General features: G+C 61.5%; 15 protein-coding genes. 1 reads left to right on the top strand and 14 read right to left on the bottom strand.

Going from position 1 to position 13,955, the window contains the following annotated elements; genetic code table 11:
• Nucleotides 1-2: 2 nt before the first annotated feature.
• From FEZ59_RS12130 to FEZ59_RS12085, 10 genes are read right to left on the bottom strand one after another with little or no spacing between them, the layout of a single operon-like run.
• Complete coding sequence (locus FEZ59_RS12130) at nucleotides 3-965, bottom strand: ROK family protein (protein ID WP_046379430.1); 963 nt, start codon at nucleotides 963-965, stop codon at nucleotides 3-5.
• Nucleotides 962-1,630: an HAD-IA family hydrolase gene (locus FEZ59_RS12125; RefSeq protein WP_019745659.1), complete on the bottom strand. Its 669-nt coding sequence runs from the start codon at nucleotides 1,628-1,630 to the stop codon at nucleotides 962-964. Before FEZ59_RS12125 ends, FEZ59_RS12130 begins: the two co-directional genes overlap by 4 nt.
• Nucleotides 1,627-2,511 (bottom strand): TIGR03619 family F420-dependent LLM class oxidoreductase, encoded by an 885-nt coding sequence (locus FEZ59_RS12120; protein WP_021345785.1) that lies wholly within the window; start codon nucleotides 2,509-2,511, stop codon nucleotides 1,627-1,629. The genes FEZ59_RS12125 and FEZ59_RS12120 overlap by 4 nt, the downstream gene beginning before the upstream one ends.
• Nucleotides 2,508-3,305 carry a VOC family protein gene (locus FEZ59_RS12115; RefSeq protein ID WP_019745657.1) on the bottom strand — a complete coding sequence of 266 codons (798 nt, stop codon included), beginning with the start codon at nucleotides 3,303-3,305 and terminating at the stop codon, nucleotides 2,508-2,510. Before FEZ59_RS12115 ends, FEZ59_RS12120 begins: the two co-directional genes overlap by 4 nt.
• Nucleotides 3,302-4,201 (bottom strand): NADP-dependent oxidoreductase, encoded by a 900-nt coding sequence (locus tag FEZ59_RS12110; RefSeq protein WP_172932672.1) that lies wholly within the window; start codon nucleotides 4,199-4,201, stop codon nucleotides 3,302-3,304. Before FEZ59_RS12110 ends, FEZ59_RS12115 begins: the two co-directional genes overlap by 4 nt.
• Entirely contained in the window at nucleotides 4,198-5,019 is an 822-nt protein-coding gene (locus FEZ59_RS12105; RefSeq protein WP_021345784.1) for an SDR family oxidoreductase, read from the bottom strand. The genes FEZ59_RS12110 and FEZ59_RS12105 overlap by 4 nt, the downstream gene beginning before the upstream one ends.
• Nucleotides 5,012-6,007: an alcohol dehydrogenase catalytic domain-containing protein gene (locus tag FEZ59_RS12100; RefSeq protein WP_020909399.1), complete on the bottom strand. Its 996-nt coding sequence runs from the start codon at nucleotides 6,005-6,007 to the stop codon at nucleotides 5,012-5,014. The genes FEZ59_RS12105 and FEZ59_RS12100 overlap by 8 nt, the downstream gene beginning before the upstream one ends.
• A 5-nt stretch (nucleotides 6,008-6,012) precedes the next feature.
• Nucleotides 6,013-7,215, bottom strand: a complete 1,203-nt coding sequence (locus tag FEZ59_RS12095; RefSeq protein WP_020971053.1) for an MFS transporter — start codon at nucleotides 7,213-7,215, stop codon at nucleotides 6,013-6,015.
• 3 nt (nucleotides 7,216-7,218) lie between these two features.
• Nucleotides 7,219-8,247, bottom strand: a complete 1,029-nt coding sequence (locus FEZ59_RS12090; RefSeq protein WP_020971052.1) for a ketoacyl-ACP synthase III family protein — start codon at nucleotides 8,245-8,247, stop codon at nucleotides 7,219-7,221.
• On the bottom strand, nucleotides 8,244-9,479 hold the full coding sequence (locus FEZ59_RS12085; protein ID WP_020971051.1) for a sedoheptulose 7-phosphate cyclase: 1,236 nt from the start codon (nucleotides 9,477-9,479) through the stop codon (nucleotides 8,244-8,246). The genes FEZ59_RS12090 and FEZ59_RS12085 overlap by 4 nt, the downstream gene beginning before the upstream one ends.
• 176 nt (nucleotides 9,480-9,655) lie before the next feature.
• Between FEZ59_RS12085 and FEZ59_RS12080 the strand changes: the two genes are divergently transcribed.
• Nucleotides 9,656-10,270, top strand: a complete 615-nt coding sequence (locus FEZ59_RS12080; RefSeq protein WP_020909395.1) for a TetR/AcrR family transcriptional regulator — start codon at nucleotides 9,656-9,658, stop codon at nucleotides 10,268-10,270.
• A 93-nt stretch (nucleotides 10,271-10,363) separates the two neighbouring features.
• Here the strand turns inward: FEZ59_RS12080 and FEZ59_RS12075 are convergent, their stop codons facing one another.
• The 4 genes from FEZ59_RS12075 to FEZ59_RS12060 form a co-directional block, all read right to left on the bottom strand.
• Entirely contained in the window at nucleotides 10,364-10,807 is a 444-nt protein-coding gene (locus FEZ59_RS12075; protein WP_020971050.1) for a hypothetical protein, read from the bottom strand.
• A 21-nt stretch (nucleotides 10,808-10,828) separates the two neighbouring features.
• A complete protein-coding gene (locus FEZ59_RS12070; protein ID WP_046379429.1) occupies nucleotides 10,829-11,497 on the bottom strand; it encodes an FCD domain-containing protein in 669 nt (222 codons plus the stop codon).
• Between the two features lie 102 nt (nucleotides 11,498-11,599).
• Nucleotides 11,600-12,808, bottom strand: coding sequence for an MFS transporter (locus FEZ59_RS12065; protein WP_020971048.1), 1,209 nt, complete (start codon nucleotides 12,806-12,808; stop codon nucleotides 11,600-11,602).
• A 121-nt stretch (nucleotides 12,809-12,929) separates the two neighbouring features.
• The gene (locus FEZ59_RS12060) at nucleotides 12,930-13,928 is read right to left on the bottom strand and encodes a WYL domain-containing protein (protein ID WP_020971047.1); all 999 of its coding nucleotides are present in this window, start codon (nucleotides 13,926-13,928) and stop codon (nucleotides 12,930-12,932) included.
• Between the last annotated feature and the right edge of the window lie 27 nt (nucleotides 13,929-13,955).

The raw sequence follows: 13,955 nt of genomic DNA, 5'->3' as shown, positions 1-13,955 counted from the left end.
TTTCACAGCTTGCTTACGCGGAGGCGACCGGCGGCAATATCGTCGGCACCGGACAGGGTGTCGATGTCGTGAGGACGGCACAGGTATATCGTCTTACGGATTCTCTCGGGAGTCAGTGACGTGTCCGCGTACGATCGCACCAAGGCGAGTTGGGAACAAAGTTCCCTCTCGTACATCTCGGACAGACCTTCGGCGAGCCCGCCACCGATCCCGATGCGATCCAGTCGTGGATCGAGGGCGATCATCGTTCTGACCAGCTCGGCGATCGGCTCGACGACCACGCTCAACAGAAGTGATGCACCAGGGGCGCCTGACTCGAGTGCTGGACCGAACGAATCTCTGTCATAGGGCAATTCGAGAGCCGAGGCGACAGCAGCCAACGCCGAGCCGGACGAGATCGCCGCGACATGTCCGATGCCTCCACATGCGCAGGGCAACTGTCGCACTGTATCCGGCCCCGACGTCACTGCACGAAGGTGGCCGACCTCACCTTGCAACCCCAATGCGTCCACTGGAATCACTCCCTCTCTTGCATCAGCTATCCGCAGTGCGATCCCGCTGCTGATGGTGAGGTAGGCGATGCGCCGATCGGTGGGACGTGTAAACCCACGAGCGAATGACGCCAACCCTGCCGTCACGTCGTTCACGAGTGTCCATCGAACGTCCGGGCGGTGGGATTCGAGGAGGCGCAGCAACGGAATCTCACCGGCAGGAGTGCCGCCCCACAATGGGCCGGATCCATGGGCGACGCCCTTCTGTTCGTCGAGCGCGGCCCCGCACGCCATGTTCACTGCGGCACCCGGCGGTAGATATCGATCCAGTGTCTCGATCAGCTCGCGCAGGAGTTGATCGGGAGTGGCAGACGGTTGTCGGAGCACGCTGGGCGATGGCAGCCGTTCGGTTCGCTCACCGCTGCGGATGCGTAGCCACGTACCTCCCAGATCGACCGATACGGTATCCGTCATAGTTCCGGTACCACGTCGATTACGAGCTCCGATCTCTCTCGGGAGAGTCGTAGTGAAGTAAAATTATTCACTCTCAAAAGGTTTCGTCCGGGCTCGGCTCCGATTGCAACGCATGATGCGCCGGAATCGGCCGCAGCAGCCATGCCGGCCGAGGAGTCTTCGAATACGGTGCAGGAGTCGGCGGAAACCTTCAAGCGCGCCGCCGCTGCAAGAAAGCCCTCGGGATCTGGCTTGCCGGCGCGCACGTCCTCAGCGCATACCGACGCGTGTGGAAGCGGGAGGCCCGCTTCAGTGAGCCTTCGCACCATCATCGATCGAGGGGCCGACGTGACAATCGCCCATTGCTCCCGGGGCACAGACGCCAGAAAGTCCTTGGCGCCGGCGATGGCGCGAACTGGATGCGAGTTCTGCTCTTCGCTTTGCCTGATCCAGTTCAGTTCGGATTCGACGTTTGCTCGATTACCGAGAACCCGAACGATGATGTCGGAAGCGATGCGGCCTGGAAGTGCCTGCGCTACCACCGCCCGATCAACGCCGTGCCGGTCCGCGAATTCGAACCAGACAGCCTCGATCGACGCCTGCGAATCGACGAGGGTTCCGTCCATGTCGAACAGCAGTGCCGAGGTCGAAATGGATTGTCGAATCAAGCTGGGCCGCAGAGTCATAAGACGGCCACCCGACTCATTCCCAAACTTTCGCCGGCAATGCGAATCAGATCGAGATCGTGGTCGGTTGAGCGACGCAGTCGCTGGTCGCCAGGATCGGTATCGAGCACAATCGTCTGTGCACCGATCTCAGACAGAAAATCGATGTCGGCACGTATCTGGTTGATGGTTCCGTACCCGAGTGGACGGTCTGGTGATTCGACAGATCTTTCGGTGGGGAGAAAGTAGATGCGGGGGACGAACTCACGCCCGGGGGCGAGTGAAGCGACTCCAGCGATGCATAGGCCCCGGGTAGGGTGCAATGGGTGCCATGCAGTGCCTAATCTGTTGGTTCGGTCGATCGCAGCGGGTCCGTTGCCGCCGATCCACAACGGAGGGTGTGGTTGCTGCAGCGGTAGAGGTCCGTTGTGCACGCGATGTGTTCCGGCCGAGCCCGGTGCGTCGTATGTCTCCGACGTCCACGCTGCGATCAGGGTTTCGAGAGTGGTATCCGTCAGTCGGCCTCGACGTGTGAACGGAACGCCGAGGACGTCGAAAGCCTGTGCAGTCCAGCCGACCCCGATGCCCACGATCAACCGTCCGCCGCTGAGTCGATCAATCGTCGCGGTCGCGTGGGCGAGGTGGGCCGGGTGTCGGTGACTGCCGATCAGCACGCCGCTGCCCAGGCGAATCGACTCGGTACCCGCTGCGAGCCAGGACAGCGTGGCCAGGCACTCGTAAAACGGAGCGGGAGAGCGGCGATTCGCGTCGTCGGTTAACACCACGTGATCCGAGAGTAGGACATTGTCGAATCCGGCACCTTCCGCTGTCCGGGCCCACGCGAGAATCCCCTCGGGGTCGATCTGCGGCCCGAAGTTGGGGAGATTGATTCCGTACTTCACAGCGAACTCGGAATCAGTCGCGCGGCGCCCCCGTGGCGGAACGTCAGGAAGTTTCCCCCGTTGGCGGTCAAAGGGCGAGGGGCCTCCTGCCGGCCGATGTGGTGCTCGAACAACTCGATGTTCAAGTCGCCGACGGATACCATCGCCATCCGGGACGTTCCTTCGACGTCGAGATCGAACTGTGCCGTCATGAACCCGCGATCCGCTGCGATGTCGGTGCGGAGCACCTCGGTTCCCGAATGGGCGGTCACCAGACGCGCTATCGCGGCGTCGAGGTCCGGGACGCTGTAGCCCGTGTGATCCAAACCGCGGCAGGTCGGGAGAAGGGCTGACGCGATGTCCTCTCGTCTGTGGTGGAGTCGGGCCTGGGTCTCGTGGAAGTATCCCGGCTCCTCGGGCCACTGCTGAAGTTCGAAGAGATCGCCCCACGGCGACCGGAAGTACACCCACTTGTTGCCCGCAATCGGACCCTCGGGTACCTCGATCACGTCGCCGAGGACTGTCACGTCGCTTCGCGAATCAAGGTAGCTCACAGCGAGTTCGATATCGCCGACAGTGAAGCAGAGATGGTTGGTACCGATGTCGACCAACCGCGGTGGGGGTTGATGGGGCCAATCCGCTGATACGAAATCCACGACCCCCGACAATCCGATCGGTACGGAGACACGTCCGGGGTATCTTACGACGCGGTTCGCACCCAGGAGTGAAGCGAAGAAGTTGGCGGCGGCGTCCGCATCGGGAACGGTGACACCGACTGTGGACAAGGCATCTTCGACATTCGCGGTCACGGTCATGGGATCAGCAGTACCTTTCCTCGGGTTCCGCCCGCGGCCAGCAGAGCGTGGGCTTGGGGTGCTTCGTCGAACCGGAATGTTCGGGCGCCAGGGACGGTGACCGAACCGGTCGATACCAGTTCGGCGAATGATTCGAGGCCCGAGCCGTCCTCGTCGACATAGCTTTTCGCCGGTGTGATTCCACGTTGCGGTGCGGGTTGCTCGTTGTCGTCGATGGAGATGAAGGCGCCGTCGTCTCGCACACTGTCGACGGATTCGGCAATACCCGCCGTGTCGACGATGGCGTCGTACTCCTTCTGCGGCAGGTCGACGGGACTCGCTATGACCCGGCTGAGGCTGAGGGCCAAGAGTTCGTCAGTGTCGCTCTCGCGAGCGAGGGCTTCGACGCGGTGTCCCCGCGAGATCAGCAGCGCCGACGCTATTCGGCCCACCGCGCCGGCAGCACCGGTCACCAACACCGTGGATTCTGGTGCAAGGTCGAGTTTCTCGAGGCATTGCACAGCGGTGAGCGCTGCGAGTGGGATCGCAGCAGCGTGCTCGAGGGTGACGTTCGACGGAGCGGGTGCGAACAAGGACTGGTCGGCGGTGACGCGTTCGGCATAGGTTCCGTAGCGGTGTGCCGGTTGCGCGATCATTCCGATGACGCGGTCTCCTGGCGTGAAGCGTGTTACCGCGGATCCGACTGCGATAACAGTTCCGGAGACGTCCCATCCCAATACGGCTGGGAAGTGCAACTCGATGGGCAAGAACCCCGAACGGGTCTTCAGATCGACAGGGTTGACGGCAGCGGCTGCAACGGAAACAGTGACGTCTCCGGGGCCGGATGTCGGCTCGTCAACCTCGGTGAGAGTGAGAACGCTTGGGTCGCCGATGGCTTCGATTGCGATGGCTTTCATTCGATTCCTTTCATGAGACCTTGCGTTGGAGAATGATCGACGGCGTAGCGGGCATTCGCTTCGGCTGCAGTCAGAACCAGTCCGCCGTCGACGGTAACGGTGGTCCCCGTGAGATAGCTCGAACCGGACCCGGCGAGGAACGCCGCGGCTGCTGCGACCTCGTGCACACCGGCCGGACGCCCCAACGGGATAGCGGGGCGATCGATGTCCGCATACGAGGATTCGTCATCGATGCCGTTCATCGCGGTGGCGGTTTCTCCCGGTGCGACGGAATTGACGCGCACTCCGTGGGGCGCGAATTCGAGGGCGAGGACACGACTCGACGCCGCCAATGCGGCCTTGCTGGCGCAGTAGATTGCACCGCCGGTGATGGGGACCGTGTCATGGATCGATGTGATGTTGACGATCGATCCTGCGATACCTCGCGCGATCATCCGGCGCCCCACCGACGAGGCCAACGCAAGTGGGGTGATCGAATTGACGGCCATGACCTCGCGCATTCGATCGATGGCGAGTGCATCTGCGGGTGATCGATCGTTGATTCCGGCATTGTTTACCAGGCAGTGGATCTCACCCAGTTCATCTGTGCATCTCAGAACGGCGTCGACTGTCGATTCGGCATTGCGCAGGTCCAGTTGCAGGGGAACGACGTCGATGCGGAACTGCGCATTTAGTTCGCTCACCAACCGTGCGATGCGATCGAGACCATTGCCGTATCCGAGGACGAGGTTGTGACCCTCTTTCGCAAGCGCGAGCGCGATTGCCCGGCCGATACCACTACTCGCTCCGGTTATCACTGTGTATTCGAGCTCACTCAACAGAGATCACCACCTTCGGCCGTGTCCTGTGGCCTTCGAGACGATCGAATGCGGACTGTGCTTCGGTCAGAGGAACCACACTGTCGATCAATGCGGTCAATGCCGGGCGAATCAGCGGGAACAGTTCCGCGGCTCGGCGGTAGTGATCTACCCCGTGACGTACTCCGATGATCGAAATGCCGGCCAGCGCAACCGCTCCGGGATCGATCGATTCCGTGTGCGCCGCGACGCCTACGAGGATGCACTTGCCTCCCGGACGGAGAACGCCTACGGCGGTACCCAGCGCACCGGCGCCGCCAGACGCCTCCACGACCACGTCGTACTGCCCGGTCAGGTGTGTGGCATCGGTGAAACTGTGTGTGACGGTGCCGGAGTCGAGGTGTTCGATCGACCGGGGTTCGAGAACGTCGACGGTGATCGGGTATCGACTCAGCATGGCGATGGACAAGCTGCCGATCGTGCCCGCGCCGACGACGAGAACCCGATCACCCGGCGACACCGAAGCAGCGTCGAGCGCCTCGAGCACCGTCACGAGCGGCTCGATGAGAACGTGCTCCGGTTCGACTGTGACGCGACCAAGTGAAACGACCGTGCGCCGCGGCATGCGGAGGAATTCGGCTGCGGCACCAGGATGTTCGTATAGCCCGACCTCACGCAGATCGGAGCATTGGTTGCGTCGTCCGGCCCCGCAGGCCGAACACGCCTGGCAGAAAATCATCGTGCTCCCGGTGACTACGTCACCCGCCGACAAATCGTGAATATTCGGGCCGGTCTGCTCTACGGTGCCCACCCATTCGTGCCCGAAGTGATGCGGAAACGACGTAAGGCCATCAGTGAGGTATGACGACGTGCCGTGCAACAACTCCAGATCCGTACCGCACAGACCGACATAGGCAACCTTGACGACGACATCGTCAGGCCCGCAGTTGGGACGGTCGATCGTCACGATCGACACGGAACGGGGAGCGTCGATCATCGCAGCTCTCATGGCTTTCACGTCACGCTCCGAGCAGTGCGCCGACTGACGAACAGCAGCAGTACTGCGCCCGCCGCGAGGACTGCCCCGATAGCAGGCAGGACTGCAACGCTGTTGCCGCCGGACAGAGCGATCGAGCCGATCCACGCGCCGGCAGCATTCGCAAGTTGGAATCCTGCAATGTTGACCGTGGCAGCAAGGTGCGGGGCTTCGCTTGCAGCACCGATGAGTTTCGAGGCGAGCGGCGGAATAATGGAAAAACCGGTAGCACCGAGTACGAACATCCAGGCGAAGGCAAACCAAGACGTTCCGCCGAAGACGAAGAGAGCGAGAAGTGCCAACGCGAGCGCGGTCAACGCGATGTACAGCGTTTTGTCCAGGTCCTTGTCTGCGTAGTAACCACCGAGTTGATTGCCGACAACAGACCCGACGCCGAATACGAACAACACCACCGTCACCGTCGACACCGAGATGCCGGCATGCTCGGTGAGATACGGCGAGATGTAGGTGAACACCACGAAAAGCGCTGCCTGACTGAGAGCGGTCAGCCCGATCGCCCACAGAACTGGGCCCCGGGTGAACACCCGTAGCTCTGAGCTGACGTTGCCGGTCTGGTGCGAGGGAGCGGCGTTGCGCGTCGAGGCGATCAGCGCAGCGGTGACCAGCAGTTGGAAAACGGCGATGATCGCAAAAGACCAGCGCCAACCCAGTTGTGTACCGATGAGAGTTCCCAAGGGGACGCCGAGGACCGTCGCCAGGTTCAGTCCGAGGGTGACGCGGGCGATCACACGCCCTTGGAATTCAGGCGCCACCAACGACGTCGCCAGCACCAGGCACAGAGCGAAGAACGTCGCGTGTGGCAGAGCAGTGATGATCCGAAATATCACCATGGTTGCGAAGTTCGGTGCCAGCGCAGTTCCGATGTTGCCGATGACGAAGAGAGCCATCAGAGCCGCGATGAGAGGTGTCCGCGGCACCCTGGTGGTAGCGATCGTCAGTAGAGGGCCACCGATGACCACTGTGACGGCATAGATGGTGACGAGCAGTCCGGCTGTGGAGGTGCTGACCCCGAGGTCGGTGGAGATGTCCGGAAGTACGCCGGCCACAAGGTATTCGACAGTGCCGACGCCGAACACTGCCAGGAGCATCCAGATTATTGCGGCATTCGCGTTGGTAGAGCGAGCCGTTGTCGTCAATTCGTGCGGAGTTTCGACCACCATGGCCTATCCCTTCTCGTATCCGGTGTATTCGACGACTGCGCATCCCCATGTGAACCCGACGCCGATGCCGGTGAGCATGATCCGGTCTCCGGGGTGCAGGGCCTTGCTGCGGCGGAGCAGGTCGAGGCCCAGTAGTGGGTCGGCAGCACCGGTGTGGCCGATGGTTCTGCCGAGTTCGACCAAGGTCTGCTCGGCGCGGATCTTCAGCGGCTCGAAACATTGTTTGCGGAGTAGGACGTTGCCGAAATTCGGTACGATCCAGGTGGCGATGTCACCGTGATGAGTGGCGGCATCACCCAAAGCTGTTTCAGCGCATCGAGACAGAGCGGCCGCGTTGCGTGACCAGAACTCGTCGATGGAGTGAGTCTCGGTGAAGCCCCCCACCCGTGCTCGGAGATCGATCGGGTCGGCGGTGCCGTAGACAGGCATGCTTGTGCGCTCGTGCCCGCGGTGCATCTGCTCGAGGTGTGCATCAGTGACTACGGAAGTCGAAAGAATACGAAAGGGACCCGGATCCGGGCCGATGACAGCAGCGGCCGCGCCGTCTCCGTAGGCGAGACCGCTGTCGGAATTCCACCGGTCGAACAGGGGGAGACGCCAAGCGTCGGATGCAGTTACCAGGCCTTTGCCGTGTCCGTCGAACCAGCGGCCGATCAGTTCGATTCCGACGATTGCTCCGGCGCAGGCTGTTCGGATCTCGATCGGCAGGCAGTCGTCGATGCCAAGTTCGTTCTGAATGTAGGCGCCGCAGTTCCACGCCTCCAGGCCGTTGTGCAGAACCACTGCATGCACGAGTAGGTCGATTTCGTTGCTGCTGATTCCGCTGTCGGCCAACGCAGCTCTGCCTGCGAAGACTGCCATCTCCGGCGCGGATTCGCCGATATCAGGGTCCGACACTGCAACCGAAGTCTGTCCGGTCTTCTGCTGTTCGACGGGATCGAACCGTCCTTCGGTCACCATGTCGGAGGCTTGTTCCCGCCTGTCCGGTAGGTATGAGCCGAAGCCTTCGATGTAGAGGCCGCCCCACCTCATGACGCGACCTTCGTCACCGACGTCTCACGGACGCGTAGCTCGTCGCTCTTCCTGTTCAAAAGGGCGGAGGCAGAGTTGATTCCGTCGATCGTGACATCATTGACGAAGTGGTGTCCACCGATCCCGACCGGCAAAGGCAGCCGTTGCCGCCCGTCCCGATGACGCACTGTGTCGGCCAATGCGGCGCCGAGGACGCCCGGTGTGGACAAGACGTCGTTCCAGGTGGGAAGGCCGAGGCGCCTCATTACAGTCAGGACGCGATCAAGTTCAGCTTCACTGATACTTCCCCGCAAATAACCCAGTGCAGACGTCAATGCCATGTCGACAGTTACGGCTTCACCGTGCAGAAGTTCCGGTAGTGCTTCCATCTCGAGCGTGGGCGAGAATGTGTGGCCGTAGTCGACGCAGCGTTCGAGGCAGGATTCCCACAGATTGGGCTGCAGTTCCTCGAGCATCAGGTGGATCGACTCGGCGATGACTTGTGTTGCTGCTGTGTCGAGTTCGTCGGAAGAGCCCTGAAACCTGTCATCGATCAATCGTTCCCCGAAGATTTCCAGCAGTTCGAAGAGGTCGAGGGATTTGATCAAGGCCATCTTGAGTATCTCGGCAAGGCCGTTGGACAAGTGTCGGTTGTCGAGGGTACGCAGGAATGCTCGGTCGACAAAAGTTGCCAGGGCCGGTGCATACGTCCCCAGTCGATTCTTGCCCATGCCGTAGTTGACTCCGGTCTTGACACCGACCCCGGCGTCGACGAGGCCGATCAGTGTGGTGGGGACCCGGATGTACGGCGTTCCGCGGCGGTAGACGCTCGCGGCGAAACCGACAATGTCGAGTAGAACACCCCCGCCGATCGCGATTACCGGCTCCCTGCGTCGGTCGATGCCGAATCCGTTCATCGCGTCGACCACCCGCACCGCAGAACCCCACTCTTTGACCGTCTCGTCGGCTCGCATCGGTACGAAGGATGCTCGTATTCCGTGGTGTTCGAAGTAGCCTCGAATTCTATCCCCGTGAATTCGGTCGACGTTCGCGTCGATGATGATCAAGCGTCGGTCTCCGCGGTGTAGCGACGCTGCGCTGCACCCGTCGAGTAGTCGAGTGCTGTCCTTGGCGAACAGATTTCGTGCGGCAATCACGTGATACTCGACCTGTTTGACCGCTTCGACCTTCCATGTCGAATCGGTGGCCGCGCTGTGGCTGAGACCCAGTTTGAATGAAGCGGCACTACGCATGTCGATCCCCCTAGACGGTGTGAAAGAGCGTTCGCGAGCTGTGTCAGCAGTACGGCGGTACTTCAGTGAACGAAATGAACTTTCGAGGAGAACAGTAGGACATTCGCATAGTGATCGCTACAAGAGTAGAATAGATCACATTTGGATCGGTAGATGCTGCGGAATTGGGAGGTTGCATGGCCGGGGTGCCGGGACAAGGGCGGAAGTTCGACGTAGACGCGGCCTTGGACAAGGCGATGTATGCCTTCTGGGAGCACGGCTACGAGGGGACATCCGTTGCCATGTTGACTGCTGCGATGCAGATAAATCCACCGAGTCTCTACAGTGCTTTCGGCGGCAAGGAAGGAGTGTTCTTTGCCGCCGTCGATCACTACAACGCGACTCGCGGCGACTTCATGGACCGGGCGTTCGCCGAAGAGCGCGAGGCATCCGAATTGATTCGCCGCCTCTTGAACGACGCGGCGTCCCATTACACCGACGAGTCTTGTCCGGGTGGTTGTCTGATCATCAGCGCGGCGGTCAGCGTGACCGACGCCAACAGTCACATAGCAAACCGATTGCGCGACATGCGAAATGCCAACGTGGTGTTGCTGTCGCAGAGGATCGCAGCCGATATCGCCAACGGACTCATGCCCGCTGACTCCGATCCCGAGGACCTTGCCGAGTTCATCGGTGTAGTCATCCAAGGCATGTCTCAGCGCGCCCGAGACGGTGCAACACAGAGGCAATTGGAACTCGTAGCGAACAGGTCTTTCGACTCGCTGAACTTCTCGAAAGACCTCATCGGCTGAACGGATTTCAGTTGACGGTCGGGGGTCGAGCTGGATTGGGCGATGGAGAGCATCGAGGTCGGTCCTAGTGACCTTCTATCCCAATGTAATTCGTCACTGACCGTGATGGCTGTCGGTTCGTTGGAGGAAGGGGCGGGGCCAGGCGCCGAGTGCGAGAACGGCGAGGATCGTCTGGACTAGTCCGGTGGTGAAGAAGATGCCCTGCAGCGGCGACCAGGCGAGAACGATGGCGATCTCGACGAAGATCCAGATCATCATGGTCAGGCCGGCGGCCGCGTGCAGGCCCCACGTCAGACGGAACCTGTTGTGCTGAGCGAAGAGCGCGGCGGCCTGGATGCCTCCGACGACGACGCCGAGGAGGATTCCGGGCAAGAAATATGAAGGGAAGACGGTTCCCTCGATCCACTCCGGAGGCAGGCCCATCCCGCTGCCGATCGTCAGGCCCGCCATTCCTACGAGCGCAGAGAGCAGGTTGAGCCACGCGATGGCGGACAGACCGATCCGGAGACCCCGTGGAGGGAGCGATGTGGACGTCATGCCTGACAACGATAGAGAGGGTCAGTCGAGCCCGTCCATGTTCCTGCGCGTTGCCGCGCTGGCAGCGTCGGCATCACCCGCGACGATTGCTTCCACCAGATCTCGGTGGGCAGCGGCTTCGTCGTCGATGGATTGGGGGTTTCGTGCCGTGACGTCGGTGATAACGTCCAGGGCCGAGTTGCGGAGCGTTTCGATGAATGAATCGAACACCATCGACAACACGCTGTTGTGCGCAGCATTCACCACGGCGCGATGTAGTTCCATGTCAGCGTCGACAAATTCTGTTGGTGTCGAAGCATTTTCACGGGCTTCGAGTGCCACCCGTAACAGGTTGACGTCGGCGGAAGTTCGACGCATGGCAGCCAGACGGCCCGCTTCCACCTCCAGGAGTCTGCGCACTTCGTAGACTTCGCGGCGGTCCGAGCGTTTGAGTTCTCGCTCGAGTTCTGTGACCGGAGTCGAGGACATGACGTAGGTGCCGGATCCTTGATGAGAGTAGAGCTGTCCCGACGCGATCAGTGCACGCACGGCTTCCCTGCCGGTCGAACGCCCGACTCCGAGGAGCGTGCTCAGATCCTGCTCGTTCGGGATTTTCGTCCCGACCGGCCACTCGCCGTCGCCGATGAGGCGCGCAAGTTCGTCTGCGGCTTTCTGTACCAGTGACTGCTGCTTGACCTGGCGCACTGCCATGTGTCTGCTCCTGACTGACTCGGTGAACCGCCGTGGAGCGGCCCACCGAGTGACACTTCATGTCCTCCGATGAATCTTCAGACTACGGTGCAGTCTGTCGGGTTATCGAAGGGCGATGACGTCCAGTTCGCGCTCCGTCTCGTCTTCCGGGTCGAGGCGTCGATCGCGCAAGGTGAATGCGATGACGGCTCCGACCAACAGCACTGCAGTTGTCGCCCCGATCGCCATGCGCGGTCCGAAGTGATCTGCCAGGTAACCGAACAGCGGAGAGGCGATGCCTCCCACTGACATTGCGAGTCCGAGGGTCACCCCACTTGCCGTGCCTGGGCGGTTCGGTAGGTAGTCCTGCGCCAACGTCACCTGTGGCGCGAAGGGCAAGAACATCGCGAATCCGAGACACACGATTCCAAGTTCGGCAATTGCCACGTTCGGAGCCGCGGCGAGCAATGCCAGTGAAGGTACCGCAAGCAGGTAACCGAGTCGGATGGATGCACGTCGACCTCGACGGTCCGCGAGGACTCCGCCCAGTAGCGTGCCGGCCGCTCCCGCCAAGGTGAAGGAGGACAACACGATTGCTGCACTCGAGGACGATCCATTCAGTCCGTTGAGTACGTACGGTGAGACCAACGACAGCGTGGTCACATATGGAATTGACCAACACACCGTTACCAGCACGAGTCGGGTGAACGAGCGCCAATCATCTGACACGGGACCGTTCGCTGCTAGCTGCGAACTCAACGACTGGGCTGATTCGGCGTCCGTGCCCGTGCCGGCCGATCGTGATTGGGCGACGATCCACCAAATAGCCGCTACCACTGCAGGAACTGCGAGCAGGTAGCCGCCGGACAATCCGAGCGAGCCGACCACGAGCGTGACGAACGGTGGCGCCAGTGAGGCTCCCAACGTGCCGCCCACGGAGAACACGCTCATGGCCTTCTGCGAGTGACCTCCAGCTGCGCGTGCCAAATTTGTGGCGGGCGGATGGTATGCGGCAATGCCGATGCCGGCCAAAGCAATTGCCAGCCAAGTAACGATGTAGGTGGTGCTCATCGCGGCCACGACAATTCCCGTTGCGGCCGTCACAAAACCTGTGGGTACCAGCCAATTCCGGCTCTTTCGATCGACCAGCATGCCGAATGCGGGTTGCACGACACTGGATAGTCCGGTCGCGGCGAGCGTGATTCCGGCAACCGCGGAGTAGGAATATCCGCGTTCCAGCATCATGAACGGCAACAGTGCAGGTACAGCCCCCTGGTACAGATCGTTCACGACGTGTGTGCCGGTGAGAAACGCAACTTGCCCCTTCTTCATCTCCTTGGGCATCCCTTCGTTCAGGTCTTCAAGTCCTCAGGTCCTCTGAGGACTTGAAACCTACATGAACCCACGGACGCACGGTTGTGTTGGAGACCTGGATCTCATTCACAACGACTGCCTAACTCGCAGCAGTCGCGGCATTGCGGGCGGCGAGTTGTGCGAAAGCGTGGGTCAGTTCTGCCGGTCCGACGACATCGATGTCGGTGTCGAATCGGTTGAAGGAGGCTGCCAGCGCCGCCCAGGACCATGATCCGGCTTCGAGGCTGCACTGGTCGGGGCCAAGATCTTCGACGGCGCCGTCCTCGACAAAGGGAAGAACATAACTGGCTGGTCGATGGAGAACGACCTTGCCGTGGCACGGCCATTTGACCTTGCCGTGGCACGGCCATTTGTTGATATGTTCCGATCCCTTGAAGCGCGCGGCCACGTATTCGCTCACGTCACCGCCGGGGATCCCCTTCGGTGTGAACCGCGGGCCGTTCGGGGTGCGTGGAGTGATGCGATCGGCGCGGAAGATTCGCCAGTCGTCTCGCTCGAGATCCCACGCGACGAGGTACCAGCGACGCTTGGAGGTCACCAGATGATGTGGCTCCACGCGGCGTGGGGGTGTTATTTCGATGTTGTCAGTTGAGCGGCCGTTCGAGTAGTCGAAGCGGAGCACCTCGCGAGCGCGCACCGCTGCGGAAATCGCTACGAGCACCTCAGGGGACACCGAGTCTGCGTCGCTGGAATCGGTCGAAATCGTGGTGAACGTGAGTGCGTCGAGGCGATGGCGCAGACGCGACGGCATCACTTGCCGCAAGGTGGTCAGCGCACGCACTGCGTCCTCTTCGATGCCGACGCCGGTCAGCGTCGCCGCCTGCAGAGCGACTGCCAAGGCGATGACCTGATCGTCGTCGAACAGCAGGGGTGGTAGCTCGCTGCCGGCGTCGAGTCGGTATCCGCCGTCCGGGCCCATGGTCGCCGCAATGCTGTAACCCATCTCCCGGAGCCGGTCGATGTCGCGGCGGACCGTGCGGTGGCTGATGTCGAGCCGCTCGGCGAGTAGAGCGCCCGGCCAGTCGCGCCTCGTCTGCAAGAGGGACAGCAGATTCAAGAGCCGAGTGGTGGTCGCCATGTCGTGAGACTACGACGAGTCTAGGAC

This window comes from Rhodococcus sp. MS13 (genome assembly GCF_013277835.1).
Classification (GTDB): Bacteria; Actinomycetota; Actinomycetes; order Mycobacteriales; family Mycobacteriaceae; genus Rhodococcus_F; species Rhodococcus_F erythropolis.
The sequence above is the reverse complement of the archived record's forward strand: the minus strand, read 5'-3'. Positions and strand labels throughout refer to the sequence as shown.